Source organism: Streptomyces corchorusii (assembly GCF_001514055.1).
Classification (GTDB): domain Bacteria; phylum Actinomycetota; class Actinomycetes; order Streptomycetales; family Streptomycetaceae; genus Streptomyces; species Streptomyces olivaceoviridis.
Genome location: NZ_KQ948352.1, coordinates 87,752 through 114,627 on the forward strand (window position 1 = coordinate 87,752; position 26,876 = coordinate 114,627).

The following is a 26,876-nucleotide window of genomic DNA, read 5'->3' on the forward strand; positions in this document are numbered from 1 at the left end:
TCCGGTCGCGCTTTCTCCGTCGGGCCCATTGACCGAGTACGACAGTGCGTCGGCTGGTCGGTGGCGCCGGCCGACCTGCTGGACGCGCGGAGCTGGGCCAAGTCGCCCGTCCCGGCCCTCACCGGCGACCCGCTGCACGACCCCAACTGGCACACCCGCGCCCAGAAGCTCGGCTGGAAGCCGGACGGCACGCCGGACTTCGGCGTACCCGTCGCCGACACCGTGCGGGAGGGCGCGTGAGACGAGACGCGTGCACGCGATCCTGCGCGGCCTGCGTCCGGTGCCCCCCGGCGAGGTAAGGGTGGGGTGAGCCCCCGGGGCGCCCCGACCGGAACCGGGGCGTCCAGGGTCCCGCGAGGAAGGACAGTCACCGCCGTGATCGAACTGCCCGCCGACGACCGGGTGTCGAGCCCGTACACCGGCTTCACCCGCGCCCACTGGGAGGCCGCCGCCGACGCATTGCTCGCCGCCGTCGAGCCGTACGCCACCCCCGACCGCGCCCTCTACCACCTGCCCGGCGACCGTGTGAGCCACGCCGGCCGCCTCTCCGACGGCCTCGAAGGGTACGCGCGCACACTGCTGCTGGCCGCGTTCCGCCGTGACGAGACCGCGCTCGGCCGGTACGCCGAGGGCCTCGCGGCCGGGCCCGGCGGGGTCTGGCCACGGATCACGGACCGCGGCCAGCCACTGGTCGAGGCCGCCTCGATCGCGCTCGCCCTGCGGCTCACCCGGCCCCTGCTGTGGGACCGCCTGGACGACGCCGTCCGCGAGCGGACCGCCGCCTGGCTGACGGACGCGCTCACCGCCGAACCCTGGCCGTGCAACTGGGAGTTGTTCCCGGTCACCGTCGGCGGCTTCCTCGCGGAGACCGGCCACCGGGAGGAGGCGGCGCGCAAGGCGATCGACCGGGGGCTGGAACGGATCGAGGGCTGGTACGTCGGCGACGGCTGGTACACGGACGGCGACGGCCGGAAGTTCGACTACTACAACGGCTGGGCCATGCACCTGTACACCGTCCTGCACGCATGGCTCGCGGACGACGCCGAACTGCTCGCCCGCTACGGCCGCCGGCTCTCCCGCCACCTCGCCGACTACGCCCGGCTGTTCGGCGCCGACGGCGCCCCCCTGCACCAGGGCCGCTCCCTCACCTACCGCTTCGCGACGACGGCCCCGCTCTGGCTCGGGGCCCTGACCGGACACACCCCGCTGCCCCCGGGCGAGACACGGCGGCTGGCCTCCGGAACGCTGCGGTACTTCCTCGACGGCGGCGCGGTCGACGAGCGGGGCCTGCTGCCGCTCGGCTGGCTCGGCCCCGACGAGTCCGTCGCGCAGGCCTACTCGGGCCCCGCCTCCCCGTACTGGGCGAGCAAGGGCTTCCTCGGGCTGCTGCTGCCGCCCGGGCACGAGGTGTGGACGGCGCGGGAGGAGCCGGGCCCGGCCGACCGCGCCGACGGGGCGCACCCCGTGCCCGCCGCCAACTGGCTGCTCCAGACGACCCGTTCGGACGGCGTGGTCCGGCTGCACAACCACGGCAGCGAGGACGTCCGCTACGACCCCTACTACACCCGGCTCGCCTACTCGACCGCCACCGCGCCCGTGCCGTCGTACGACAACAGCGTGATCGTCGACGGCGATCCCAGCCGTACGCGGATCGTGCCGCTCGGCACCGGCGACGGGTGGATCGCCTCCCGGCACACCGTGCGCCCCGGGATCACCGTCACCAGCCTGGTGGCGGTCCGGGGAGCGATGGAGGTGCGGGCCCATCTGGTGGCGGGCGCGGCACCCGGCACGCCGGTACGGGTGAGGGGCTGGCCGGGCGGGAAGCGCCTGCGCGCCGAGCTCACCCCGGTCACCGGCCTGTCGGCGGAGCTGACCGGGGTGACCGGGGACGGCGCGGCCACGCTCTTCGTGGCGCTCGCCCGGCTCACCGGGGAGCCGGACCCGCTGCCGCCGGCGGAGCTGGTGTGCGTGGAGACGGACGGCGACGAGCACGGCCACGAGGTGCGGGTGAGCTGGTCCGGGGGGCCGGCCGCGGCCTTCCGGTTCACGGCGGAGGACGAGGCGTCCGCCGGCCCGTCCTGGTCGGTGTCACCTCGCTGAGGCGGCGGGGAGGGGCGCCGTACGTTTCGGCGGGCGCCGAACCAACCGGGGTGGAGCATGGCCGTATGACCGCAGAGCCCGCTCCCGCCCCCTCCTTCGCCGGCCTCCACCACCGTCCGGGCGAGCCGCTGCTGCTGCCCAACGCCTGGGACCACGCCTCGGCAGCCGCCCTCGCGGCCCGGGGGTTCCCGGCGGTCGGCACGACCAGCCTGGCGGTCGCGGCGGCCGTGGGGCTGCCCGACGGGCAGGGCGCGACCCGCGAGCACACCGTGGGTCTCGCCCTGATCCTCGGCTCCGGGCCCTACCTCCTCTCGGTCGACGCCGAGGACGGCTTCAGCCGGGACCCGGACGAAGTCGCCGAGCTGGCACGCCGGTTGTGGGCCGTCGGGGCCGTCGGCGTCAACCTGGAGGACGGCCTGGGCCCGGTCCGGCGGCACGCGGCGAAGATCGCCGCCGTCAAGGCGGCCGTACCGGGCCTGTTCGTCAACGCCCGTACCGACACCTACTGGTCGGGCGACGGCGACGAGACGGAGACCCTGCGCCGGCTCGACGCCTACCAGGAAGCGGGCGCCGACGGGGTGTTCGTGCCCGGCGTCACCGACCCGGGGCACATCGCGGCCCTCGTCCGGCACACCGCCGTCCCCCTCAACGTCCTCCACTCGCCCACCGGACCCACGCTCGGTCAGCTCGCCGGGCTCGGTGTGCGCCGCGTCAGCCTCGGCTCGCTGCTGTACCGGCGGGCGCTGGGCGCGGCCCTGGACGCGGTGACCGACATCGCGGCCGGGCGCGCCCCGGCCGGTACGACCCCGTCCTACGCCGAGGTCCGCGCGCTGGAACGCAGTGTCCCGGCGAGCGAGTCGGCGAACTCCACGGGGTGATCCAGCGTGCCGAGGTGCCCGCCGGGGAACTCGGTGAAGGCGCAGCCCATGCGCGCGGCGAGGAACTCGGCCGTGCGGTGCAGGAGCTGACCGCGCGACGCGGCGCCGGCGGCGAGGGTGAGCCGGCCCGGGGGCGGGGTCAGGGCGGGCGCGTACGCGGTGAACGGGCGCAGGACGCGCGCCAGGAAGACGCCCATCGGGGTCGCCGACCCGCCCTCGGCGGGCGGCCGTCCGGGGCCGTCCAACTGCTCGATCAGCTCGGCCCGGCGCGCCGCCCCGTCCGGCAGGACCGTCACGCACGGCGGTTCGTGCGCGACCACGTGCGCCAGCCGTCCGGGGTGGCGCGCCAGCAGGTCCAGCACCGCGATGCCACCGGAGCTGGTGCCGAACACCGACGCCGTTTCGCCCTCCGGCAGCACCTCCTCCAGCACCCGCCGCGCGCCCTCGCTCCAGTCCGCGACCCGCTGCTCGGCGACCGGGTGCCCGAGCCGGCCGTGCGCGAGGCCCAGCGGGTCGTACGTCACCACGGTGAAGCGCGAGGCCAGCCGCTCGGTCAGCGGTCCGAGGCCCATCGGATGCCCGGCTCCGCCCGGTACGAGCAGCAGCACGGGACCTCGGCCCGTGACGTCGTAGCAGGGTGTGTCAGTCATCGTTCTCCCGCTCCCGGGGCCAGTGGACGAGGGCGAGGTGCAGGGCGTCGACGGCCTTGTCCCAGGAGGCCTGTACGTCCCGGTCCGCGCCGAAGCCGCCCGCGCCCTCCAGGAGGCAGTAGCCGTGGAAGGTGCTGCGCAGCAGGCGTACCGCGTCCGTCAGGTCCGGTTCCTCCAGGCCGTACGCGCGCAGCATGCCGTAGGTGATCTGCGCGGTGCGGCGCAGTGCGGGGGAGTCGGCGACGAGGGCCTGGTCCATGCGGATCTGCGTGGCCGCGTACCGGCCCGGGTGCTCAAGGGCGTAGTCCCGGTAGGCGCCGGCGAAGGCCCGCAGCGCCTCCTTGCCCGAGCGGCCGGCCACCGCCGCCGCGATCCGGTCGATCAGCTCCCCGCCCGCGTACAGGGCGAGGCGGGTGCGCAGGTCCTTGAGACCGCGGACGTGCGAGTACAGGCTCGCGTCCTTGACGCCGAAGCGGCGCGCCAGCGCCGAGATGCTGACGCGGTCGAAGCCGGCCTCGTCCGCCAGCTCCGCCGCTGCCGCCACCAGCCGCTCGACGGTCACTCCCACCCGGGCCAACGCCCACCTCCCTTGGATTCCTAGGCCGCAGCCTAGACCCCCTAGGCAGCGGGGTGTCAAGGCTCCGCGCCGTCACCCGGACGACCAGCCCGACCCCCGCGTACGCCATCGGCGCGACCGGCTTCACGAGGGACAGCAGCGGGCACCCGGTCGTCCCGGCCGCGCACACGGTGAGGATCCGCTCCGGCGGGTGCCGCGGGGTGAGCGGTACGGCGAGGAAGCGGCCCGCCGTCAGCATCAGTCAGAGGGCCGCCGGGGGTGTGCCGGCCGGCGCCGGCGCGAACCCGGCCGGCGCCCGCCGCCCGGCGTCGAAAGCGAGGACGCCCACCACGCCCCCGGTGAAGTGCGGGCGCCTGGAGCATGCCGATGGGGACGAAACCCACGCAGGACGCGACCGCGGCCGGCCGGGAGAAGAGCCGGCCGGCCGCGGTGGGCGTCAGGACCGTGCCGGTCACCCGGCCTTTGGAGGGGCGGCCGGGGAGAAGACGAAGGAGAACTCCGCCGGCTCGGCCCGCAGGTGGTACCGGGGCAGCGGGCCCGGACCGCAGGACTGGGAGCCGATGCCGTGCTGGCCGTGGTCGAGATTGACCCAGACGCCCGCCGCCGAGCCGCCGTCGGACGCGGCGCCGGGCACCAGGTCGGTGCGGTGGGCCGCCGCGTCCAGATACTCGGTGGTCCAGCGGCGGGCGGTGAACCAGTACGCCGGGTCGCCCTCGACGCGCAGGCCGCCCAGCTCCACCCAGCGGACGTCGATCCGGGCGCCGTTCTCCTGGGGGCGGACGTACGGCGTCTGGAGCTCGTCCACCGTCGACTGCCAGCGGGCGATCCGGGACGCCGTGCGGGTGTCCGGGTACGCCTCGCCGGGCCCGCCGCCGTACCACCGCACCCGGTCGGCCGCGGCCAGCCCGAAGCGGATGCCGAGGCGGGGCAGCGGGACGGTCCAGTCGCCGTCCGGGACGGTGGACACGGTCAGCCGGAGCCGGTCTCCGTCGGAGGTCCAGCGGTACACCGCCGACAGTCCCAGCTCCCGGCCGGCCGGCGCCACCCGGGTGCGGACCGTCAGCGCGTCCTCGCCGGCCTCCACCGCGTCCAGGCGGTGCCGCATCCGGTGCAGGCCGAGCCTCCGCCACAGCGGGCCGTAGCGCAGGTCGCTCTGCCAGGCGGCACCCTCGTCGTTGTCGGTGGTGGCCCGCCACACGTCCAGACGCAGACCGGTGACCGGTACCGTGCCGATCGTCCGCAGCGCCCCGGTGCGGGCGTCGAAGACGGCCGGGCCGAGCGTGATCACCCCGTCACCGGGGGCCGGGCGCGCGGTCGCGGCGACGTACGGCGTCCGGCGCGCCGACACCGGGAGCTGGCCCCAGGCGACGACATGGCCCCGCGGCGCCCACGCGGTGCCGGAGGCGAGCACCGCCCGGACGGTCCAGTGGGCCTCGCCCGCCGGGGCAGCGGCCGGTACGACGGGCAGCTTGACCTCGGCGGACTCGCCGGGCGCCAGCGCGGGCACCGGCAGGCTGCCCGAGTCCACGGTCTCGCCCTCGACCTCGTACGACCAGGAGAAGGCCAGCGCCGACAGGTCAGCGAAGTCGTACGCGTTGGTGACACGGACCGTGCCGGCCGCGCCGTCGCCGGTGATGGCGACCGGTTCGATCACCTTCTTGTACTCGACCAGGCCCGGGGAGGGCTGCCGGTCCGGGAACAGCAGGCCGTCGCAGACGAAGTTGCCGTCGTGCAGTTCCTCCCCGAAGTCGCCGCCGTAGGCGTAGCCCAGCTCGGGGTGGGCGATGCCGTGGTCGATCCACTCCCAGACGAAGCCGCCCTGAAGCCGGTCGTGGGCCTCGAACAACCTCTGGTAGTCGGCGAGTCCGCCGGGGCCGTTGCCCATGGCGTGCGCGTACTCGCAGAGGATGAACGGGAGTTCACGGCGCCTGACCGGTCCGCCGTCCAGGTGCCGGCCGATCCGCTCGACCTCGGCGTGGCTCGCGTACATCCGCGAGTAGACGTCCGTGTCCCGGCAGGTGTGGTCGCCCTCGTAGTGCACGAGCCGGGAGGCGTCACGGGCGTGGATCCACTCGGCCATCGCGGTCAGGCCCCGGCCGGTGCCGGCCTCGTTGCCGAGCGACCAGATGACGACCGAAGGGTGGTTCTTGTCCCGCTCGACCATGCGGGCCGCCCGGTCCAGCAGGGCCGGGGTCCAGCGGTCGTCGTCGACGGGGTTGTCCCGCCAGCCCTGCTCGGTGAAGCCGTGCGTCTCCAGGTCGCACTCGTCGATCACCCACAGGCCGTACTCGTCGCACAGGTCGAGGAAGGCCGGGTGCGGCGGGTAGTGGGAGGTGCGGACGGCGTTGATGTTGTGCCGCTTCATCAGCAGCACGTCCTCGCGCATGGTCGCGAGGTCGAGGGCCCGGCCCTTCTCCGGGTGCCACTCGTGCCGGTTGACGCCCTTGAAGAGCACCGGGCGGCCGTTCACCTTGATCAGACCGTCCGACAGCTCCACCGTGCGGAAGCCGATGCGCAGCGGCACCCGCTCGCCCCCGGTGGCCAGCAGGCCGTCGTACAGCCTCGGCGTCTCCGCCGTCCACGGCTCGACCGGGACGGTCACCGGCTCACCGGTGGGGATGTCGACACCGAGGTCCGGGACGGTCACCCGGCCCGCCACGTCGGAGTCGACGCGCAGGGTGCCCGTGCCGGACACGTGGTCGTAGGAGGCGTGCACGAAGAAGTCCCGTACGCTGCCCGCCGGGCGGTGCAGCAGGGTGACGTCCCGGAAGATGCCCGGCAGCCACCACTGGTCCTGGTCCTCCAGGTACGAGCCCGCCGACCACTGGTGGACACGCACCGCCAGCACATTGCCCGAGGTCCTCAGCAGGGGGCCGACCGCGAACTCGTGCGGCAGCCGGGAGCCCTTGAACTCGCCCAGTTCGGCGCCGTTCAGCCAGACCCGGGCGCAGGACTCCACGCCGTCGAAGCGCAGCACGGCGTCGCCGTCGGCCGGCCAGTCGGCGGGCAGGTCGAAGACGCGCAGATGGTCGCCGGTCGGGTTCTCGGTCGGTACCCGGGGCGGGTCGACCGGGAACGGGTAGAGGTGGTTGGTGTAGGCGGGGGAGCCGTGGCCCTGGAGCACCCAGTGGCCGGGGACCGAGACCTCCGCCCAGTCACCGGCGTCGTACCCCGGCGCCGCGAAGGAGTCGTCCTGGGCGTCGGCCGTGTCCGACAGCCGGAACCGCCAGCTTCCGCCGAGGGGGAGGGACGCGGCGTCGGAGGAGGCGTACCAGGCGCGCGGCGGCAGCGCCCCGGACCCCGGGGAGACGTCCTCGACGTAGTCGGTGCGGGTGGGGAAAGACATCGGTCTCCTAGCTCAGTCCTCGAACACGAACAGCGGGGGCGGACCGGGACGGTGGTCGCCGTGAAGATCGGGCGGTGCGGGCGGGGCGGGGGCCGCCGGGTCAGGGGAGTGACCGGTGGCCCCGGTCGGGGAAGCGGTCGGGCTACCGCCTGGTCCAGGCCTCGTTGGCGCCGCCGGTGCAGCGGTAGAGGATCACCTCGGAGCCGTCGGCCGTCGCCTGTCCGCTGACGTCCAGGCATCTGCCCGACGCCTCGTTCACGATCTGCCCGCTCGCGTTCAGCAGCCAGCGCTGCGTGCCGTCACCGCTGTACGCGGCTGTGGTCGTGAGCCCCTGACTCCCGGCGGTCAGGTAGCCGTGGGCGCCCTTCAGCGTGCCCCTCGCGTCGTACGACCAGGACTGCCCCGCGGCGCCCGTGCAGCCGGTGATCGTGGCACCCGTGGCCTCGGCCGTCAGGCACTTGCCGGACTGCCGGCCCACCAGGGCGCCGGCCGGCGCCGAACTCCCGTGACCCTTCCGGTCGAGGACGTACGTCGTGATCGAACGGGCCGCGAGCGTCGCGGACATCGTGCCGCGCACGACCGAAGGACTCGCCGCCTTCGCCCAGTTCTCGTCGGCGGAGGTCCGCACGGCCCGCGTGGCCCGCACCGGCGTCCCGCTGTCGAAGTGCAGGTTCAGCGCGGTGTCGGTCGCGTTGTGGTTGTTCACCACGACCACCCAGCCGCCGTTCCCGTCGTACGCGGACACCTCGACGCCGTCCGGCGCGCCGGTCACGTCGTGCAGGGCCGCGCCGGGCCGGACGAACTTGCTGTACTGACCGAGCGCGTAGTAGCGCTTGGTGAAGTACAGGGTCTGGTTGCCGTTCTCCGCGTAGTCCGGGTCGTAGTAGATCAGGCCGTCGTTCCAGCCCTCGTCGTTCCGGGCGGTCGGATCGCTGCCGATCATCTCGGACAGCGCCACCCACCACTGGAACGCCGAGTCATGGGCGGTGGCGAAGTCCTTGTAGATGATCCGGGACAGGTTCAGCCCGCCGTCGATCGTCGGGTCGTACTCCTGCGCCCAGCCCGTGCCGCCCTTGCCGAAGCAGCAGATCTCCGTCGACCAGGACTCCTTGCCGGCCGCCCTGGACGTCTCGTACACCTGCGCCCGGTCGCCGTCGCCCGGGTTGTCGTACGTGTGGTGGGCCAGCCTGGCGACGTACTGGGCCGTGCCCGGCTGCGCCAGCCACTGGGGGACCTCGGAGTTGAACTTCACCGTGCTGGTCGACTCGTCGGCGATGATCGACGCCTTCTGGTGCCGGGCCCGCTGTTCGGCGCCGAGTGCGCGCACGATGTCGTCGCGCTGGGGGACGTCGACGAGCATGCCCTCCTGGCCGCACGCGTCGAAGCTGTTGGTCGGCTCGTTGAACGGGCTGATGTAGTCGAGCCGCACGCCCTGGTGCGCGAAGTGGTCGGTGACATCGGCGACGTACTTGGCGAAGTCCCGCTCGTTCTCCGTCTTCAGATGGCCGCCGCAGCTCTTGCCGTTCGTCTTCCACGCGGCGGGCGCGCTGTTGACGAACCCGATCAGGTCCTCGACGCCGTACCGGGCGGCGGCGGAGAGGAAGTAGCGGCCGGCCTCGTCCTTGCTCCAGTCGTACCCGCCGTCCGGGTCCAGGAAGTCCTCCGCGGCGCGCGGCGCGTACGTCACGCCGGTCCCGCCGCCGCCGATGTTGTAGCGGTACGAGCTGAGGTCCAGGCCGTCCTCGGAGAACAGCAGCCGGGCGACCCGGGCCCGGACCTCGGGGTCGAAGTTCTTCAGGTCGTTGACCCACCAGGCGCCGGACGCGCCGATGTCGTCGATGGTCTGGGCGGCGTGGGGGGAGACCTCGGCGGCCGGGGTGGCGGCGGTGCCGGCGGCACTCGCGGGCGGGGAGCCGAGCAGGGCTCCGGTGACGGCCAGCGCGGCCGAGGCGGTCAGCAGGACCGGTCGGCGGGTGCGGGGCCGGGAAGCGGGGGACCGGGAGGTGCGGAGGTGAGACACGTGCATCCCTTCCGTCGTCACGAAGGCGGTGCGGTACGGCTCCTTGCGGGTGCGGTGGTGCGCTTGGCGCTGGTCCGCTGTCCGACGAACTGAAGCGCCCCCTCCAGCGCGAACGTGGCCGCGCCGAGGGACACCGGGTCGGTGGGGATCGGGGAGAGGACGATCTCGGTGGCGGCCAGCGGCCGGCCCAGGGCGTGCCGGGCGACCGCCCGGCGGACCTCCCCGAGCAGTGGTTCGCCCAGCCGGGAGGCCACCCAGCTGCTGAGGACGACCACTTCGGGGTTGAGGAGATTGATCAGGTCGGAGATGCCGGCGCCGAGGTAACGGGCCGTGTCCCGGACGACCTTGAGCGCGACCGGGTCGTCCTGGGCGACCGCGCGGGCCAGGGCGTCGATGGTGGCCGTCTGGTCCCCGGGGTGCAACAGGGCCGAGTGCGGGTCGAGTTCGCGCAGGTTCCGCATGATGCCCGGTGCGCCGACGTACGTCTCCACGCAGCCGTGGTTGCCGCAGTGGCACAGCCGGCCGTCCAGCACGAGCGTGGTGTGCCCCCACTCGCCGGCGCTGTTGCTCACCCCGCGGTGCAGACCGCCGCCGAGGGCCAGACCGGCGCCGACACCGGTGCCGAGGTTGACCACGACGGCGTCCCCGCGGCCCCGCGCCGCCCCGCACCACAGTTCGGCCACCGTGCAGGCGCGCAGCGGGTTGTCCAGGTACAGCGGGTGGGCGATGTGTTCGGCGAGCAGACCGAGCAACGGCACGTCGTGCCAGTCCCAGTTGGGCGCGTACTGGGCGACCCCGGTGTCCCGGTCGACCTGGCCCGGCACGCTCACCCCGACGCCCAGCACCCGGGCCGCCTCGACGCCGGCCTGGGCGACCACCGAGCCGACCGCGGCGGCGACGTGCCCGACCACCTGCTCGGGCCGGCTCTCGCCGGGCCGCATGTCCTCGTCCGCCCGGGCCAGCACGTTCAACGCCAGGTCGAACAGCTCCACGTGGACGTACGTCTCGGCGATGTCCACGCCGATCAGCGCGCCGCCCGACGCGTCGACGGCGACCAGCCCGCGGGGGCGGCCCCCGGCCGAGTCCTCGAACCCGACCTCGGTGATCATGCGGAGGTCCAGCAGCTCACCGACGAGCGTGGCCACCGTGGCGAGGCTCAGCCCGGTGGCGGCGGCCAGCTCCTGACGGGAGGTGGGGGACTCGGCGATGATCTGGCGCAGCACCTCGTAGCGGTTCGCGGTGCGGATGTCACGTGAGGTGCGCTTCACGCGGCTGCCCCTCCCCTCCCGTGCGGACGAGTGCGGGCCGGGGCGGCTCCGGCACCGGCGCGGGCGTCAGGCTATGGGCTGGGAGGGACTTTCGACAAGGGGTTTGGAAAGGGGCTGGAGGAAGTCGGGGAGGGCCCCGGCGAACGGCCGTCAGCGGTCCAGGAGATCCCGTACGAAGGCGTTGGCGAACGTGCCGGAAGGGTCCAGGGCGCGGACCAGGTCCCGGAAGTCGGCGAACCGCGCGTACCGCCCGCGCAGTACGGCCGAGGGGGTCAGGAAGACCTTCCCCCAGTGCGGGCGCGGGTCGAACGGCTCCAGCACCTCCTCCAGCCGGCGCACCACCGGCAGCACCGCCGCCTCGTCCTTCACCCAGGTGAAGTGCAGCGCGACCGAGTCCCGTCCGTGGGCCGGGCTCAGCCACTGCGGGTCGGCGGCGACCGTCCGCACCTCGCAGGTCTGCAACACGCCGGCGACCGTCTCCCGGATGCCGTCGATCGCGTGCAGCGCGTCGAGGGCCGCCGGCCGCGGCAGCAGGTACTCCGACTGGATCTCCTCCCCGCTGCTCGGCGTGAACTCGGCCCGGAAGTGCGGCAACCGCTCGTGCCAGGGCCCCGGCACCCCGAGCTGCTCCGTGCAGTTCGCCGCGGGCATGCCCGGCACCGGGTGCAGCGGCTCCGTCGCGGGCGCCGCCCACGGGAAGTCCACCGCCGGCCGGTCCGTGCGCCGCTTGACCCACACCTGCCGGAAGCCGGGCCGCCGCCAGTCGGTGAAGAGGCTCACGCTGTACCCGGCGGCGGCGACGGTCTCGAAGTCCAGGCCGTCCAGGGGAAGTTCGGTGTAGACCCGCTGCTCCACCCCGTACGCCGGCTCCAGGTCGAGGGTGAGCGCGGTGACGACGCCCAGCGCGCCGAGGGAGGTGACCGCGCCGCCGAAGCGCGCGTCGTCCCGGCCGATCGTCCCGGTCGTGCCGTCCGCGACGACCATCTCCACCTCGCGGACCGCCGACGCCAGCGGGCCGTTGGCCACACCCGAGCCGTGCGTGCCCGTCGCCACCGAACCGGCCACCGAGATGTGCGGCAGGGAGGCCATGTTGGGCAGGGCGAGACCGTGCGCGTGGACCGTGCGGGCCAGTTCGGCGTAGCGGACCCCGCCCGCCACCCGGACCGTGCGCGCGGCCGTGTCGACGTCGATCGTCCGCGGCAGCCCGGCGGTGGACACCAGGACGCCGTCCGGGCCCGGATCGGCGATCCGGTTGAAGGAGTGCCCGCTGCCCAGCACCCGCACCCGCGCGTTCTCCGCCACCAGCGCCGCCAGCTCCTCCGGCGTGCGCGGACGGTGGAACTCGCGCGCCGCGTACGTGACGGTGCGTGCCCAGTTGGTGACCGCGCCCGTGCCGGTGGCCCCGGCCCCCGTCGTCCCCGTCCTCCCCGTCGTCCCCGTGGTCCCTGCGGTCTCAGCCATCCCTGCGTCCTCTCCCGGAGCGTTGCGTCTGCGTTGACCCTCTCATTCGGCGCCACCTACCGTAGAGACCGGTTGCTGTCCGAGCGTCACCGAGCCGGAAGGTCACTTCCTTGCCCGAGCGTCCCCAGGCGCTGTTCGCCATGACAGCCCGGAACGTGCCGCTCGTCTTCCCGCCGGAACTGCTGGCCCGGCTGCGCGCCTGCGTGGACATCGACCCCGCTCTGGTGGCGCACGACTTCACCGGGGCCCGGGTGCGGGAGGTCCTCGCCCGCACCGAGATCCTGATCACCGGCTGGGGCTGTCCCCGCCTGGACGCGGCCGTCCTGGACGCCGCGCCGAAGCTGCGCGCCGTGCTGCACGCGGCCGGCTCGGTCAAGGGGTTCGCCACGCCCGAGGTGTGGCGGCGGGGCATCGCCGTCTCCACGGCCGCCGCCGCCAACGCCGTGCCCGTCGCCGAGTACACCCTCGCCATGATCCTGCTCGCCGGGAAGGACGTCTTCGCCCTCCGCGACCGGCTGCGCGACCGGCGGGTCTTTCCCTACGGCGACATCCTGCCCGGCATCGGCAACCACGGCCGCCGCGTCGGCATCGTCGGCGCCTCCCGGATCGGCCGCCGCCTGCTCGGACTGCTCCGCCCGTACGACCTCGCGGTCACGCTCGCCGACCCGTACGTGGACGCGGCGGAGGCCGCCCGGCTCGGCGTACCGCTGCTGCCGCTGGACGAACTGCTGCGCACCTCGGACATCGTGACGCTGCACGCCCCGCAGACCGCCGAGACCCGCCATCTGATCGGCGCCCGCGAACTCGCCCTGATGCCCGCCGGGGCCGTGCTCGTCAACACCGCGCGCGGCGCCCTGGTCGACCACGAGGCGCTGATCGCGGAGCTGCGCGCCGGACGCCTCAGCGCCGTGCTGGACGTGACCGACCCCGAACCGCTGCCCGCCGACTCCCCGCTGTACGACCTGCCGAACGCCTTCCTCACCCCGCACCTGGCCGGCTCGCAGGGTAACGAGGTGGCCCGGCTGGGGCGGGTGGTCGTGGAGGAGGCCGAGCGGCTCTCGGCCGGCGACGGTCTGCTGCACGCGGTCGACCCCGCGGAACTGGGGCGAACGGCCTGAACGTGCCGGCCGGGGGAGTGGCGCGCCCTGTTGATTCCATCACCAAAGTTGACAAAAGGGGTGTACCGGTAGGATCGCCGGGGCCCCGGCACGGGGGCGCCGGTGGCGGGGGCATACGGTGAGAGGCGTACGCCTGAGCCGGGAGGAGACAGACGGATGGGCAGTCGTACCGCGCTGGTCGAGGATCTGATGGAGCGGTTCCCGCAGGTGCCGCGGGAGGCCGTCTTCAAGGAGGACCTGCTCCGGGGCGGTGTCGCCTTCGACAAATCCGCTCTCAGCGACAATGAGGACGGGGACGTCAAACCGAAGTCGTACTTCATCTTCTCCTTCGACCACGGCACCCTGCCCGAGCTGGGCGAGGCCGCGCTGCGCCGGCCCCCGGAGGAGATCATCCTGACGGGAGGCCCGTACGACCTGAGGCGCACGGTCGTCTCCGTACGGGTGAACCCCGCCTCGCCGTACCGGGTCGCCGCCGACGAGGAAGGGCTGCTCGGGCTGTACCTCGACGGCCGGCGCATCGCCGACGTCGGGGTGCCGCCGATGCCCGAGTACTACCGGCACACCCTCTCCAACGGGAAGTCCGTGATGGAGGTCGCGCCCACCATCCAGTGGGGCTACCTGATCTATCTGACCGTCTTCCGGGTCTGCCAGTACTTCGGCGCCAAGGAGGAGTGCCAGTACTGCGACATCAACCACAACTGGCGCCAGCACAAGGCCGCCGGCCGGCCCTACACCGGCGTCAAGGACGTCGAGGAGGTCCTGGAGGCGCTGGAGATCATCGACCGGTACGACACCCAGAAGGCGTCGACGGCCTACACCCTCACCGGCGGCGCGATCACGTCGAAGGTGGCCGGCCGGGACGAGGCCGACTTCTACGGCCACTACGCCAAGGCCATCGAGGAGCGCTTCCCGGGCCGCTGGATCGGCAAGGTCGTCGCCCAGGCGCTGCCCAAGGCGGACGTGCAGCGGTTCAAGGACTACGGCGTGCAGATCTACCACCCCAACTTCGAGGTGTGGGACCGCCGGCTGTTCGAGCTGTACTGCCCCGGCAAGGAGCGCTACGTCGGCCGGGACGAGTGGCACCGCCGCATCCTGGACTCCGCCGAGGTGTTCGGCGCGCGCAACGTGATCCCGAACTTCGTGGCGGGCGTGGAGATGGCCGAACCGTTCGGCTTCACCACCGTCGACGAGGCCATCGCCTCCACCACCGAGGGCCTGCGCTTCTTCATGTCGCACGGCATCACCCCGCGCTTCACCACCTGGTGCCCGGAGCCCACCACCCCGCTCGGCAAGGCCAACCCGCAGGGCGCGCCGCTGGAGTACCACATCCGGCTGCTCCAGGCCTACCGGCAGACCATGGACGACTTCGGCCTGTCCTCCCCGCCCGGCTACGGCCCGCCCGGCCCCGGCCGCGCGGTCTTCTCCGTCAGCTCCTTCATGGACAGCCTGCCCGCGGACGACACGTCGACCAAGGGCGCGGAGGGCGCGGAGGGGACGGAGACGGGGGAGGAGCCGGTCCGGGTGTGACCCGGTGAGGTCCGGGTGTGAGCCCATGAGGTCCGGGTGTGAGCTCGTGAGGTCCGGGTGTGACTCCGTGAGGTCCGCGGGCGATCCGGTGGGGTCCGCGCCCGACCCGTGAGCAGAACCGCGTCCGCGTCCGTACCAGAGGCCGGAGTCGCGGGCTGATCGCGGCACGCGCGCCCGCCGCCACTGTCGGTAGCCGGATGTGAACAGGCCGCTTGTCAGTTGTGGCGGGAGCGTGAAAGGCTCTGTGCCCTGCCGCGGGGTTCCCCGCAACTCTCTTTCCCCTTTGGTGAGTTGCCCTCGCTCGTGGATGCAGGAGTCCCATGCCCGACCTGCCGACCCCTCAGGACGACACCGAGGCCGCGCTGTTCTCCGAGTGCTGGGACGCGGTGCTCTCCTACGCGGACCTGTGCACCTCCGGGTCCCTGACGGCCCACCAGCTCGCCACCGAGGCGTTCACGCTCGGCATGCGCGAGGTCCGCGCCGCCGCGAGCACCCATGTGCGCGGCGCCGGCAGCCGCACCGCACGGCTGCCGACGATCCCGGCGCTGCTCACCGCCGTACGCGCCACCGCCGCCGCCTGGGAGGCCGGCGGGCAGGGGCACAAGCTCGACCCCGAGCTGCGGCTGTGGCTCAACTCCGGCAGCGCGGCCCGGTTCTCCGGGCCGCCGCTCGGCCGGCCGGTCGCGCTGCGGGGCTTGCGGGACATGCAGGAGGCCGACGCCGCGCTGCTCTGGCTGGCCGAGGTGGAGGCGCTCCCGCTGCCCACCGTGGCCCGCCGGCTCGGCCTGGACCCGGCCACCGTCGCCGACGAACTCGACCAGGTCCGCGGACTGTTCCGGGACCGCTGCCACCGCGCCCACCTCGACTCCCCGCTGGACGCGCAGTGCCGCAGCTACGCCCGCCTGCTGGACGCGGTCACCCGCTCGACCGTCGCCGAGACCCCCGGCGACCTCTCCCGGCACCTCGCCACCTGCGTGCGGTGCGCCGAGGCCGCCGCCTGTCTGCGCCTGCACGGCGGCGGACTGCCCGGCGCGCTGGCCGGCGGCGTGATCGGCTGGGGCGGCCTCGCCTACCTGGAGCGGCGCCGCCGCGCCACCGAGGTCCGCCTCGGCGCGGGCCGTCCGGGCGGCGCCGACGCCGACGACCGCGAGGAGGGCACGGGCCGCAGCCGGGTGCTGCGCGGCGGACTCCTCGCCGCCGCGGTGCTGCTGTCGGCGCTGGCGCTCGGTGTGTCGATGATGCCGTTCGGCGGCTCCGGCGAAGACACCGCCGCCGCCCAGGACGACCGGCAGCCGGTCGCCGACCCCGGCGTCTCCCGCACCGCGGCCCACCCCACCGCCACGCACTCCCCCACCGCCACGCACTCCCCCTCCGCCCCGGCCTCCGCGACCCGCACCGAGCGCCGGCCCGCCCCGCGGAAGCCCGACCCCGAACCCCAGGGCACCTCCTCCGCCACCCACCGCGCGGGCCCGACGAACGCCCCCGCCACCACCCGGCCGGCCGGCTGCCGGGTCGCCTACGAACTGGACAGCCAGTGGCCCGACGGCTTCCAGGCCACCGTCAGCGTCACCACCGACCAGGCCCTCACCGGCTGGGAGGTGTCCTGGGCCTTCCGCGACGGCCAGCACGTCGGCCAGATGTGGGACGCCACCGTGCACCAGGACGGCCCCCGCGTCACCGCCACCGCCGCCGACTACAACAGGACGGTCGCCGCGCACGGCACCCTGTCCTTCGGCTTCCTGGGCTCCTTGACCGGCGCCAACCGCACGCCGTACCGCTTCACGCTCAACGGCTCGCCCTGCACGGTCGGTTGACCGCGGGCGCGGAATTCCCGGGCGTGCGGAAAATGCTTTGACGCACCGGCCCGTCCACGGGCTACAGTTGCCTGGCACGCCGAGGTGGTGTGCGGACGCGCGAGCGAGGACGAGGAGGTGTCGACAGATGGCTGTCACTGCGCTGGGCGCTGCCCTCATCCAGGAACTCATCAAGTCCACCTCCGTGGCCGCCGGCTGAACCGACCGCGCACCGTACGCGCCTGCCCGGGGCCACCCTTGTGAAGGGTCTCCCTTGACTTCCACCTCCGCTGAATTCTCCGCACTGGCTCCCTACGGCTGGGACGACTCCTGGGCCGAGGCGTTCGCCCCGTTCGAGGCCGACGGGCTGCTGCCCGGCCGGGTCGTCCGGGTCGACCGCGGACAGTGCGACGTCGTCACCGCGGACGGGACCGTCCGCGCCGACACCGAGTTCGTCGTGCCCCGCGACCCGATGAAGGTGGTGTGCACGGGGGACTGGGTCGCCCTCGACCCCGGCGGCGACCCCCGGTACGTGCGCGCCTACCTGCCGCGCCGCACCGCCTTCGTCCGCTCCACCTCCTCCAAGCGGTCCGAGGGGCAGATCCTCGCCGCCAACGTCGACCACGCCGTCGTCGCCGTCTCCCTCGCCGTCGAACTCGACCTCGGCCGCGTCGAACGCTTCCTCGCGCTCGCCTGGGAGTCCGGCGCCCAGCCCGTCGTCGTCCTCACCAAGGCCGACCTCGTGCCGGACCCCGTCACCCTGGCCCACCTCGTGCAGGACGTGGAGACCAGCGCGCCCGGCGTGCCCGTCCTCACCGTCAGCGCCCTGCACGGCGACGGACTCGACGTGCTCGTCGCGCTCGTCGGCTCCGGTACGAGCGTGCTGCTCGGCCAGTCCGGCGCGGGCAAGTCCACCCTCGCCAACGCGCTCGTCGGCGCCGACGTCATGGACGTGCAGGCGGCCCGCGACGTCGACGGCAAGGGGCGGCACACCACGACCACCCGCAACCTGCTCGCCCTGCCCTCCGGCGGGGTGCTCATCGACACCCCCGGCCTGCGGGGCGTCGGCCTCTTCGACGCCGGGACCGGCGTCGGGCAGGTGTTCACCGAGATCGAGGAACTGGCCGAGCGGTGCCGGTTCCAGGACTGCGCCCACGAGTCCGAACCGGGCTGCGCGGTGCGGTCCGCCGTGGACAACGGGGAGCTTCCGCAGCGGCGGCTGGAGAGCTACCGGAAGCTGCTGCGGGAGAACCAGTGGATCGTGGCCAAGACGGACGCCAGGGTCCGTGCGGAGCTGCGCCGGGAGTGGAGGCGGAAGGGAGCCGAAGGGAAGGCGGCGATGGAGGCCAAGCGGGGGCGGTGGGCGTAGGGACACCCCGGCCGCGCCGCCAACTCCACGTCCGATTTCCGCTGGCCCGTCCCTGCCGCCCGTCCCACACTGGACCACGTGAAGGACGAAGACAGCAGGTACGAGGCGGTGCGCAGCCGGGACGGGCGGTTCGACGGCGTGTTCTTCTTCGCCGTCGAGACCACCGGCATCTACTGCCGGCCCAGCTGCCCGGCCGTGACGCCGAAACGGCGCAACGTGCGGTTCTTCGCGACGGCCGCCGCCGCGCAGGGCTCCGGATTCCGGGCCTGCCGGCGGTGCCGGCCGGACGCCGTGCCGGGCTCGGCGGAGTGGAACGTCCGCGCGGACGTCGTCGGCCGGGCCATGCGCCTGATCGCCGACGGCGTCGTGGACCGCGAAGGCGTCGCCGGGCTCGCCGCGCGGCTCGGCTACAGCGCCCGGCAGGTCCAGCGGCAGCTCACCGCCGAGCTGGGCGCCGGGCCCGTGGCGCTCGCCCGGGCCCAGCGGGCGCACACCGCGCGGGTGCTGCTGCGGACCACCGACCTGCCGGTCACCGAGATCGCGTTCGCGTCCGGGTTCGCCAGCGTGCGGCAGTTCAACGACACCATCCGGGAGGTGTACGCCGCGACCCCCACCGAGGTGCGGGCCGCCGCCCCCCGGAACCGCGCCACCCGCCGGGCCGCGCCCGGCGCCGGCATCCCGCTCCGGCTCGCCCACCGCGGCCCCTACCAGTCCGCCGCCGTCTTCGACCAGCTCGCGCGGGAGGCCGTACCGGGCGTCGAGGAGGTGACCGGCGCCCCCGGCGCCCGCACCTACCGGCGCACCCTGCGACTGCCGTACGGCACCGGCCTCGCCGCCGTCGACGAACGCGCCCGCACCCCGCGGGCCGGCACCGGCACCCGCCCGGGCGGCTGGCTCGACGCCCGGCTGCACCTCACCGACCCCCGGGACCTCACCACCGCCGTGCAGCGGCTGCGCCGGCTGTTCGACCTGGACGCCGACCCGTACGCCGTCGACGAACGGCTCGGCGCCGACCCCCGGCTCGCCCCGCTGGTCGCCGCCCGGCCCGGACTGCGCTCGCCCGGCGCCGTGGACCCGCTGGAGCCCGCCGTACGCGCCCTGGCCGGCATCCGCGGCGCCGGGGAACTGGTGCGCCGGTACGGCAAGGTGCTCGACGCGCCCCACGGCGGCCTGACCCACCTCTTCCCGGAGCCCGCCGTCCTCGCCGAGGCCGAGCCCGGCGGCCCGCTGGGCGCGCTCGCCGCCGCCCTCGCCGACGGCACCGTACGGCTGGACCCGGGCGCCGACCGGCACGACGCCGAGGAGGCCCTGCTCGCCGTGCCCGGCATGGACCCGGCCACCGTCGCCACCCTCCGCGTCCGCGCCCTCGGCGATCCCGACGTCGCCCCGCCCGGCGCCGACGTCCCCGACACCTGGCGGCCCTGGCGGTCGTACGCCGTCCGGCATCTGCTGGTGGCGGGGGAGCCGGTCCGGTGACCGCCGGCCGTAGCACCGCCCTGTCCGCCCGTCCCCCGACCACCGCCGAGCCGAGGAATCCGCTGCGATGACCACCGTCTACTGCACTCACCTGGACGCCCCCGTCGGGCGGCTGCTGCTCACCGCCGACCCGGACGGCGCGCTCACCTCCCTGTCCGTGCCCGGACAGAAGGGCGGCCGGACCGTCCAGGACGGCTGGCGGCACGACCCCGGGCCGTTCCGCGCCGCCGCCGACCAGCTCGCCGCCTACTTCGCCGGGGAACTCAAGGAGTTCCGGCTGCCGTTCCGGGCGACCGGCACCGAGTTCCGGCAGCGGGTCTGGGCCGCGCTGGACGAGCTGCCGTACGGCGCCACCGCCACCTACGGCGAGATCGCCGCCCGGATCGGCGCGCCCCGCGCCGCCGTTCGCGCCGTCGGCGGGGCGATCGGCGCCAACCCGCTGCTCATCGTGCGCCCTTGCCACCGGGTGATCGGCGCGAACGGATCGATGACCGGCTACGCGGGGGGACTTGAGCGCAAGGTCCGGCTGCTCACCCTGGAGGGCGTGCTCCCCTGACGCGCCCCCGCCCCGCCACATCTCTCGCCCCGCGTCCCTCGCGCCTGCCGCCCCGCGTCCGCCGGCGCCTCTCCACCCGCGCCCGCCGTCCCGTGGCTCCCCGGTGCCCCGTTGCGCCGAGCGGGTGGACCCCCGTCGATGTTCCGGCGGCACGGCCCGCCCGTGTGGCACGGTCGCCTCCGACGGCCGACGGGGAAGGGCGGGCAGACATGGCCAAGGTCGTACGGGTCCTCGCGGTCCTCCTCCCGGCGCTGCTGCCGGGCCTGACGGCACCGGCCGTCGCCGAGCCGGCCCCGCTGCCCTGGACCGGAAGCTGGGAGACCGCGCCCTCCGGCACCGCCGCCGCGCTGCCCGGCGCCGCCGTCCGCAACGTCGTCCACCTCAGCGTCGGCGGCACCGCGGTCCGCGTCCGGCTCAGCAACCGGCTCGGCACCGCGCCCCTGCGCCTCGGCGCGGTCACCGTCGCGCTGAGCCGGGCGGCCGGCCCCGAGGCCGTACCCGGCACCCTGCGCACCGCCACCTTCCGCAGTGCCACGGAGCTGACCGTCCCGGCGGGCGCGGACGCGGTCACCGACCCGGTGCCGCTGCGCGTACCGGCCGGAGCCGACCTGCTCGTCACCGTGTACACCCCGGAGAACTCCGGACCCGCCACCTATCACCGCACCGCCCTCCAGACCAGCTATGTGGCCCCGGCCGGCGCCGGCCGGGCCGCCGACGAGGACGGCACCGCGTACACGGCGACCACCAGCCGCTGGTACTACGTCACCGGCGTCGACGTGCGCGGGCCCGCCGCCGGCAGTGTCGTCGCGTTCGGGGACTCGCTCACCGACGGCAACGGCTCCACCCCCGACACCAACCGCCGCTGGCCCGACCGGCTCGCCCAGCGGCTGCGCGAGCAGCGGCTCGGCGTCCTCAACGCGGGCATCGCCGGCAACCGCCTGCTGCTCGACGGCGCCGGACCGAGCGCCCTCGCCCGCCTGGACGCGGACGCGCTGGACCGGGCCGGGGTGCGGGTCCTGGTCGTCTTCGAGGGCATCAACGACATCAAGGGCACCCCGGAGGCGAACGACACCGCCGCCTTCGCGGACGCCTACCGCACCGTGGTGACCCGCGCCCACGCCCGCGGTGTCCGGGTCGTCGGCGTCACCCTCACCCCGTACGCCGGGTACCCCGCCTGGACCGCCGCCGGCGAGGCGGTACGGCAGCGGGTGAACGCCTTCATCCGGGACGGCGGCGCCTTCGACGCGGTCGCCGACGTCGACGCGACCGTCCGGGACCCCGACGACCCCGGCCGCATCCTGCCCGCCTACGACCCCGGCGACCATCTGCACTTCAACGACGCGGGCATGGCCGCCGTGGCCGACACCGTCCACCGCGTGCTGACCCAGGGGCCGCTCGGGTCCGGCCTGACGGGCCGCGCCCACGCCACGGCGCCGGTCACCCGCACCGCACCGCGCCCGCGACCGGCAGGCAGGTGAGGCCGCACCGGCACACCGGTGGTCAGCCGCCGGCTCCGCGGGACACCCAGCCGCGTTCGCGGGCGTGCCAGCCCAGTTGCAGCCGGGTCGTCACCCCGGCCAGTTCCATCAGGCGCCGTACCCGGCGCTGCACGGTCCGCAGGCCCAGGTCGAGCGCCTTGGCCACGCTCGCGTCGGTCAGCCCCGCCAGCAGCAGCGACAGCACCTCCAGATCGGTGGCGTCCGGGCCGTCCGGCTCGCCCTCGGTCACCCCGGCGGCGCCGAGCCGCAGCGGCAGCGCCTCCCGCCACACCGACTCGAACAGCCCGGCGAGCAGCTCCAGCAGCCCGCTGGCGTGCACCACCAGCGCGGCCGGCTCCGCCGTCCTCGACGTCAGCGGCACCATCGCGAGCGACCGGTCGGCCACCACCAGCTTCGTCGGCACCCGGTCCACCACCCGCACCCGCTCGTTACGGCCGAGCGCCGCCGTCAGCTCGGTGAGCCCGTGCGGCAGGTCCAGCACCGCCCGCTCCACCACCACCCGGTAGCGCACTCCGCGCCCGGCCGCCTGCTCCTCCGCGTCGTTCTCCGTGCCGGAGACGGCCACCGGGTTCCCGGTCACCAGCGCGCACACCTCCTCGGCCGCGCCCAGCTGGAGCTGGAGGAAGCGCTGCGCGACCGCCGAGGCGCCGGTCACCACCTCCACCAGGTCGTGCACCGCCGGCTCGGCCGCCGCCGCCCGGTACTCCTGCGCGAGCAGCGCCGTCGCCAGCTCCGCCTTCTCCAGCTCGTGCCGCTGCTGGGTGAGCAGCGCGCCCAGCGCCACCCCGGGCGGAGCCGCCACCCAGCGGCCCGGCCACGCCGAGGACTGGGCCGCGAGACCCTGCCGCTCCAGTCGGCGCAGCGCCCGCTCGGTGTCGTGCTCGGTCAGCGTCAGGCGCCGCGCCAGATCGGTGACGTCGGCCGCGCCCACGGACACCAGCGCCCGGTACGCCGCCTCGTGCGTCTCGTCCAGCCCTATCGCTGCCAGCATCGCCCCGCGTCCCTCCCCTGTGCACGAACCGACGGAAGCGGAACGGCCTGGCGGAAACCGGCCACGGCGCAAACCCGCCGCCGGACATCATCGCCGTACCGGTGGGGACTCTGCCAGGGTGGGTGCGGACGCCGCCGGGTGGTCCTCCCGTGGGGGGTGGGGCCACCCGGCGGCCACCAGCCGCCGCTCGTACGGCAGTTCACCCGCTCACTCGACACGCCGTTCGACGGGGGCGATGCGCCGAATTTTCCTGATGCCCCGTTTTCCCACCGCCCGTGCGGTGGACAATGAAGGGCATGAGCCAGCAGGGGGGAAGCCCCGCCCGTCACGACGACGACTGGTGGGGGCAGCTGTACGACGACTCCACCGCGGACACGGGTCCCACGGCAGCGCCCGATTCCCTGGACGACCGCTTCGCCTCGGCGCGGAACGCGGTGGGGGGACGGCCGGCGGACACGGCGGAGCCCGGACCGGTGGATCCCGAACCGGCTGACGCGGTACCGGCCGAGCCGGCGCCGCCACCGGCTCCCGCGAAGGCGCCGGTGCCGGCCCAGCGGACCGCGCCGCCGCCACCGGCAGAACCCGCCCTCCCCGCCGAGTCCGCCCCGCCCACCGGGAGTACTCCACCGCCCTCCGTCGACTACGTCGGTTCCGGTCCCCCCACCTACGACCCCGAGCCCACCGCGCTTCCGCTCGCCGAGCCGGACGGGCTCGGCGGGCTGGTCGCGGACACCGTGCTGGACGGGGCCCGGTACGGCGCCTGCACACTGCGGGCCGTGTCGCTGCGCGGGGACTCGGCCCGGTACCGGGGCGAACCGCGCCGGGACGCGCTGCTCACCGCGCGGTTCGGGACCGGGGAACAGGCCCTGGTGCTGGTCGCGATGGCCACCGGGGCCCGGGGGGTGCCGGGGGCGCACCTGGCGGCGGCCGAGGCGTGCCGCTGGATCGGGCGGGCCGTGGGCCGCAGCCACCAGCGGCTCGTGGCGGACATCCGCGCGGCCCGGCGCGGCGACCTGAGGTCGGGTCTGCACCGGCTGACCGACCGCAGCCTCGGCAAGCTCCGCGCGAGCGCCGCCGAACAGGGCCTGGACCCCGAGGAGTACACCGCGAGCCTGCGCTGTCTGCTGCTGCCCGCCGACCCGGACTGCCGTACCCGCGTGTTCTTCGGCGTCGGCGACGGCGGGCTGTTCCGGTTGCGGGACGACACCTGGCAGGACATCGAGCCGCAGGTCGCGCCCGAGGACGGCACCGGCGCACCCCTCATCGGCCCCGGCGCGCCGCCGGAGCGGACGCCCGGGGGCGACCGGCTGACGACGGACCTCGGCCTGCCCGCCCCGCCGAGCCCGTTCGAGCCCGCGGTGCCGGCCCCTCAGCCGCTCCGCGAGCCGTTCCGGTTCCGGGCCTCGGTAGCCCGCTCGGGTGATGCGCTGGTGATGTGCACGGCGGGCCTGGCCGGCCCGCTGCGCGACGAGCCCGCCCTCTGCGCCTACCTGGCCCGCCGCTGGTCGGGCGGCACCCCGCCGGGCCTCGCCGCCTTCCTCGCCGACGCCCAGGTACGGGTGAAGGGCTACGCCGACGACCGTACGGCGGCGGCCGTGTGGGAGGCGTGACCACCGCCCCTGTGACTTGATGGAACGGGAAGGCCGTATCCCGGGACAGTGAAGGGGCTGACGCGCGCCATGGCCAAACAGAACGTCGCCGAGCAGTTCGTCGACATCCTCGTCCGCGCCGGGGTGCGGCGCCTGTACGGCGTCGTCGGCGACAGCCTCAACCCGGTCGTGGACGCCGTCCGCCGCAACGCCGCCATCGACTGGATCCACGTGCGCCACGAGGAGACCGCCGCCTTCGCGGCCGGCGCCGAGGCACAGATCACCGGGAAGCTGGCCGCCTGCGCCGGCTCCTGCGGTCCGGGCAACCTGCACCTGATCAACGGCCTGTACGACGCGCACCGCTCGATGGCCCCGGTGCTGGCCCTCGCCTCGCACATCCCGTCGAGCGAGATCGGTCTCGGCTACTTCCAGGAGACCCATCCGGACCGGCTGTTCCAGGAGTGCAGCCACTACTGCGAGCTGATCTCCAGCCCGAAGCAGATGCCCCGGCTGCTCCAGACCGCCATCCAGCACGCGGTCGGCCGCAGCGGGGTGAGCGTGGTGGCCCTGCCCGGCGACATCGCCGCCGAACCGGCCCCGGAGAAGGCGGCGCAGAGCGCGCTCGTGACCTCCCGGCCCACCGTGCGGCCGGGCGACGCCGAGATCGACGCGCTCGCGGAGATGATCGACGCGGCCGGGAAGGTCACCCTGTTCTGCGGGAGCGGCACGGCCGGCGCCCACGCCGAGGTCATGGAGTTCGCCGGGAAGATCAAGGCGCCGGTCGGGCACGCGCTGCGCGGCAAGGAGTTCATCCAGTACGACAACCCGTACGACGTCGGCATGAGCGGACTGCTCGGCTACGGCGCCGCCTACGAGGCCACCCACGAGTGCGATCTGCTGATCCTGGTCGGCACCGACTTCCCGTACAACGCGTTCCTGCCGGACGACGTGCGGATCGCGCAGATCGACGTGCGGCCCGAGGTGCTCGGCCGCCGCTCGCGGCTCGACCTGGCCGTGTGGGGCGATGTCCGCGAGACGCTGCGGTGCCTGGTCCCGCGCGTGAAGGAGAAGACGGACCGGCGCTTCCTCGACCGGATGTTGAAGAGGCACGCCGACGCGCTGGAGGGCGTGGTCAAGGCGTACACCCGGAAGGTCGACAAGCACATCCCGATCCACCCCGAGTACGTGGCCGCCGTACTGGACGAAGTCGCCGACGAGGACGCCGTGTTCACCGTGGACACCGGGATGTGCAACGTCTGGGCCGCCCGGTACGTCTCGCCCAACGGCCGCCGCCGGATCATCGGTTCCTTCTCGCACGGGTCGATGGCGAACGCGCTGCCGATGGCGATCGGCGCCCAGTTCACCGACCGGCGCCGGCAGGTGGTCGCCATGGCCGGGGACGGCGGATTCTCCATGCTGATGGGGGACTTCCTGACCCTCGTGCAGTACGACCTTCCGGTCAAGGTGGTGCTGTTCAACAACTCCTCCCTCGGCATGGTCGAGCTGGAGATGCTGGTCGCCGGACTGCCCTCGTACGGCACCACCAACACCAACCCCGACTTCGCCGCCGTCGCCCGGGCCTGCGGCGCGTACGGCGTGCGCGTGGAGAAGCCCAAGCAGCTCGCCGGGGCCCTCAAGGACGCCTTCAGGCACAAGGGGCCGGCCCTGGTGGACGTCGTCACCGACCCCAACGCGCTGTCCATCCCGCCGAAGATCAGCGCCGAGATGGTCACCGGGTTCGCGCTGTCCGCCTCCAAGATCGTGCTGGACGGCGGGGTCGGCCGGATGCTCCAGATGGCCCGCTCCAACCTGCGCAACGTACCGCGGCCCTGAGGGGAGTGATTTCGGCCAGTTTCATGTGGCGTGACGATACGACGTCAACCGGTGCCGGACGCGGCCGGACCGGTGTCCCGGGACGTCCGTGGCGTCCGGCGGCGTCCGGTGAGCGCGAGGTCCGGCCGCCGCGGTGTCCGGCAGCCGGACCGGGCGGGGTACGGATATGGCTGAACCACCGGTCATCGGGCATGCGCCAGGACTGCCCGGGAGCCTGCTGGGCAAGCATCCCCCCGTGAACGTGTTCGACCAGGAGGGGCAGGGACCGGCGGCGTGCGGGCGGGGGTCATGAAGAGGCAGGCGCGAGGGGGCGGTCCCGTGACGGTAGGGGCCTTCTCGGCGACAACGGGGGAACGGACCGACACCATCACCGAACACGCGCGGCGGCTGCGGCGCGAGCTGGGCCGGGCGGACCTCAGGGCGGTGCCGGAGGCCCGCCGGGAGCTGCGCGAACTGCTGCGGCACTGGGGCAAACCGGGCCGCTCGGAGATCGCCGAACTGCTCACCAGCGAACTCGTCACCAACGCACTCGTCCACACCGACGATGACGCCGTGCTCACGGCCGTCGTGGACCCCGGCGGACTGCGCGTGGAAGTACGGGACTTCGTGGCCCGCAGACCCGAGCCGCACGCGCCGGAGACGGACGACGACACCCACGGCCGGGGCCTGCTGCTGGTGCAGTCCCTCGCCGACGCCTGGGGCGTACGGCCGCACGAGGTGGGCAAGTCGGTGTGGTTCGAACTCGGCGCCGAGGCGGCGTGAGGCACAGCGCGACGGGACGGGGGCGTGACCCGCGCGGTCACGCCCCCGTCCCGTACCGCGGTC

The 26,876-nt window shown here is 74.5% G+C and carries 19 protein-coding genes and 1 pseudogene; 13 read left to right on the forward strand and 7 right to left on the reverse strand.

The genetic code is table 11. The features are described 5' to 3' along the window. Positions 1-45 precede the first annotated feature (45 nt). The 3 genes and pseudogenes from AQJ11_RS04580 to AQJ11_RS04590 all read left to right on the forward strand — a co-directional run. Positions 46-240: pseudogene (locus AQJ11_RS04580) on the forward strand (family 43 glycosylhydrolase); the annotation flags it as partial. 138 nt (positions 241-378) lie between these two features. Further along, positions 379-2,100 (forward strand): DUF2264 domain-containing protein, encoded by a 1,722-nt coding sequence (locus tag AQJ11_RS04585; protein ID WP_208616453.1) that lies wholly within the window; start codon positions 379-381, stop codon positions 2,098-2,100. Between the two features lie 65 nt (positions 2,101-2,165). Beyond that, positions 2,166-2,978 (forward strand): isocitrate lyase/PEP mutase family protein, encoded by an 813-nt coding sequence (locus tag AQJ11_RS04590; protein ID WP_059261965.1) that lies wholly within the window; start codon positions 2,166-2,168, stop codon positions 2,976-2,978. Here AQJ11_RS04590 and AQJ11_RS04595 read toward each other — a convergent pair. The 6 genes from AQJ11_RS04595 to AQJ11_RS04620 form a co-directional block, all read right to left on the reverse strand. Next, complete coding sequence (locus AQJ11_RS04595) at positions 2,912-3,628, reverse strand: alpha/beta fold hydrolase (protein ID WP_059261966.1); 717 nt, start codon at positions 3,626-3,628, stop codon at positions 2,912-2,914. The two genes, AQJ11_RS04590 and AQJ11_RS04595, sit on opposite strands and share 67 nt — an antisense overlap. Continuing rightward, the gene (locus AQJ11_RS04600; RefSeq protein ID WP_175252302.1) at positions 3,621-4,205 is read right to left on the reverse strand and encodes a TetR/AcrR family transcriptional regulator; all 585 of its coding nucleotides are present in this window, start codon (positions 4,203-4,205) and stop codon (positions 3,621-3,623) included. The genes AQJ11_RS04595 and AQJ11_RS04600 overlap by 8 nt, the downstream gene beginning before the upstream one ends. 451 nt (positions 4,206-4,656) lie before the next feature. Further along, complete coding sequence (locus AQJ11_RS04605; RefSeq protein WP_059261967.1) at positions 4,657-7,551, reverse strand: glycoside hydrolase family 2 TIM barrel-domain containing protein; 2,895 nt, start codon at positions 7,549-7,551, stop codon at positions 4,657-4,659. A 142-nt stretch (positions 7,552-7,693) separates the two neighbouring features. Continuing rightward, on the reverse strand, positions 7,694-9,577 hold the full coding sequence (locus AQJ11_RS04610) for a glycoside hydrolase (RefSeq protein WP_208616441.1): 1,884 nt from the start codon (positions 9,575-9,577) through the stop codon (positions 7,694-7,696). Positions 9,578-9,588: 11 nt separating this feature from the next. Further along, positions 9,589-10,839, reverse strand: a complete 1,251-nt coding sequence (locus tag AQJ11_RS04615) for an ROK family transcriptional regulator (RefSeq protein ID WP_059261968.1) — start codon at positions 10,837-10,839, stop codon at positions 9,589-9,591. 150 nt (positions 10,840-10,989) lie between these two features. Continuing rightward, a complete protein-coding gene (locus tag AQJ11_RS04620) occupies positions 10,990-12,300 on the reverse strand; it encodes an FAD-binding protein (protein WP_059261969.1) in 1,311 nt (436 codons plus the stop codon). Between the two features lie 110 nt (positions 12,301-12,410). On the opposite strand from AQJ11_RS04620, the gene AQJ11_RS04625 reads away from it, so the two are divergent. The 7 genes from AQJ11_RS04625 to AQJ11_RS04655 all read left to right on the forward strand — a co-directional run bounded on the left by AQJ11_RS04625 (position 12,411) and on the right by AQJ11_RS04655 (position 21,617). After that, positions 12,411-13,418 carry a hydroxyacid dehydrogenase gene (locus AQJ11_RS04625; RefSeq protein ID WP_059261970.1) on the forward strand — a complete coding sequence of 336 codons (1,008 nt, stop codon included), beginning with the start codon at positions 12,411-12,413 and terminating at the stop codon, positions 13,416-13,418. Between the two features lie 156 nt (positions 13,419-13,574). Further along, positions 13,575-14,945: a radical SAM protein gene (locus tag AQJ11_RS04630; RefSeq protein WP_014675771.1), complete on the forward strand. Its 1,371-nt coding sequence runs from the start codon at positions 13,575-13,577 to the stop codon at positions 14,943-14,945. A 320-nt stretch (positions 14,946-15,265) separates the two neighbouring features. After that, complete coding sequence (locus AQJ11_RS04635) at positions 15,266-16,759, forward strand: cellulose-binding domain-containing protein (RefSeq protein ID WP_059261971.1); 1,494 nt, start codon at positions 15,266-15,268, stop codon at positions 16,757-16,759. Between the two features lie 253 nt (positions 16,760-17,012). Then, positions 17,013-18,107 carry a ribosome small subunit-dependent GTPase A gene (rsgA, locus tag AQJ11_RS04640; RefSeq protein WP_014675773.1) on the forward strand — a complete coding sequence of 365 codons (1,095 nt, stop codon included), beginning with the start codon at positions 17,013-17,015 and terminating at the stop codon, positions 18,105-18,107. 78 nt (positions 18,108-18,185) lie between these two features. Further along, entirely contained in the window at positions 18,186-19,583 is a 1,398-nt protein-coding gene (locus AQJ11_RS04645; RefSeq protein WP_059261972.1) for a bifunctional transcriptional activator/DNA repair enzyme AdaA, read from the forward strand. 67 nt (positions 19,584-19,650) lie between these two features. Further along, on the forward strand, positions 19,651-20,139 hold the full coding sequence (locus tag AQJ11_RS04650; protein ID WP_059261973.1) for a methylated-DNA--[protein]-cysteine S-methyltransferase: 489 nt from the start codon (positions 19,651-19,653) through the stop codon (positions 20,137-20,139). A gap of 209 nt (positions 20,140-20,348) precedes the next feature. Next, complete coding sequence (locus AQJ11_RS04655; protein WP_058082466.1) at positions 20,349-21,617, forward strand: SGNH/GDSL hydrolase family protein; 1,269 nt, start codon at positions 20,349-20,351, stop codon at positions 21,615-21,617. A gap of 22 nt (positions 21,618-21,639) precedes the next feature. Here the strand turns inward: AQJ11_RS04655 and AQJ11_RS04660 are convergent, their stop codons facing one another. Then, the gene (locus tag AQJ11_RS04660) at positions 21,640-22,629 is read right to left on the reverse strand and encodes a helix-turn-helix transcriptional regulator (RefSeq protein ID WP_059261974.1); all 990 of its coding nucleotides are present in this window, start codon (positions 22,627-22,629) and stop codon (positions 21,640-21,642) included. Positions 22,630-22,925: 296 nt separating this feature from the next. On the opposite strand from AQJ11_RS04660, the gene AQJ11_RS04665 reads away from it, so the two are divergent. The 3 genes from AQJ11_RS04665 (at position 22,926) to AQJ11_RS04675 (ending at position 26,813) form a co-directional block, all read left to right on the forward strand. Then, positions 22,926-24,239, forward strand: coding sequence for a protein phosphatase 2C domain-containing protein (locus AQJ11_RS04665; protein WP_059261975.1), 1,314 nt, complete (start codon positions 22,926-22,928; stop codon positions 24,237-24,239). A 69-nt stretch (positions 24,240-24,308) separates the two neighbouring features. Continuing rightward, positions 24,309-26,051, forward strand: coding sequence for a pyruvate dehydrogenase (locus AQJ11_RS04670; RefSeq protein WP_059262255.1), 1,743 nt, complete (start codon positions 24,309-24,311; stop codon positions 26,049-26,051). A gap of 318 nt (positions 26,052-26,369) precedes the next feature. Further along, positions 26,370-26,813 carry an ATP-binding protein gene (locus AQJ11_RS04675; protein WP_014675782.1) on the forward strand — a complete coding sequence of 148 codons (444 nt, stop codon included), beginning with the start codon at positions 26,370-26,372 and terminating at the stop codon, positions 26,811-26,813. The last annotated feature ends 63 nt before the right edge of the window (positions 26,814-26,876 follow it).

What these genes read in the sequence shown, in the direction of transcription:
- AQJ11_RS04590 (WP_059261965.1), top strand. Translation starts at nt 2,166, where the DNA reads ATGACCGCAGAGCCCGCTCCCGCCCCCTCCTTCGCCGGCCTCCACCAC.
- AQJ11_RS04595 (WP_059261966.1), bottom strand. Translation starts at nt 3,628, where the DNA reads ATGACTGACACACCCTGCTACGACGTCACGGGCCGAGGTCCCGTGCTG.
- AQJ11_RS04605 (WP_059261967.1), bottom strand. Translation starts at nt 7,551, where the DNA reads ATGTCTTTCCCCACCCGCACCGACTACGTCGAGGACGTCTCCCCGGGG.
- AQJ11_RS04610 (WP_208616441.1), bottom strand. Translation starts at nt 9,577, where the DNA reads ATGCACGTGTCTCACCTCCGCACCTCCCGGTCCCCCGCTTCCCGGCCC.
- AQJ11_RS04620 (WP_059261969.1), bottom strand. Translation starts at nt 12,300, where the DNA reads ATGGCTGAGACCGCAGGGACCACGGGGACGACGGGGAGGACGGGGACG.
- AQJ11_RS04630 (WP_014675771.1), top strand. Translation starts at nt 13,575, where the DNA reads ATGGGCAGTCGTACCGCGCTGGTCGAGGATCTGATGGAGCGGTTCCCG.
- AQJ11_RS04635 (WP_059261971.1), top strand. Translation starts at nt 15,266, where the DNA reads ATGCCCGACCTGCCGACCCCTCAGGACGACACCGAGGCCGCGCTGTTC.
- AQJ11_RS04650 (WP_059261973.1), top strand. Translation starts at nt 19,651, where the DNA reads ATGACCACCGTCTACTGCACTCACCTGGACGCCCCCGTCGGGCGGCTG.
- AQJ11_RS04655 (WP_058082466.1), top strand. Translation starts at nt 20,349, where the DNA reads ATGGCCAAGGTCGTACGGGTCCTCGCGGTCCTCCTCCCGGCGCTGCTG.
- AQJ11_RS04660 (WP_059261974.1), bottom strand. Translation starts at nt 22,629, where the DNA reads ATGCTGGCAGCGATAGGGCTGGACGAGACGCACGAGGCGGCGTACCGG.
- AQJ11_RS04665 (WP_059261975.1), top strand. Translation starts at nt 22,926, where the DNA reads ATGAGCCAGCAGGGGGGAAGCCCCGCCCGTCACGACGACGACTGGTGG.
- AQJ11_RS04670 (WP_059262255.1), top strand. Translation starts at nt 24,309, where the DNA reads ATGGCCAAACAGAACGTCGCCGAGCAGTTCGTCGACATCCTCGTCCGC.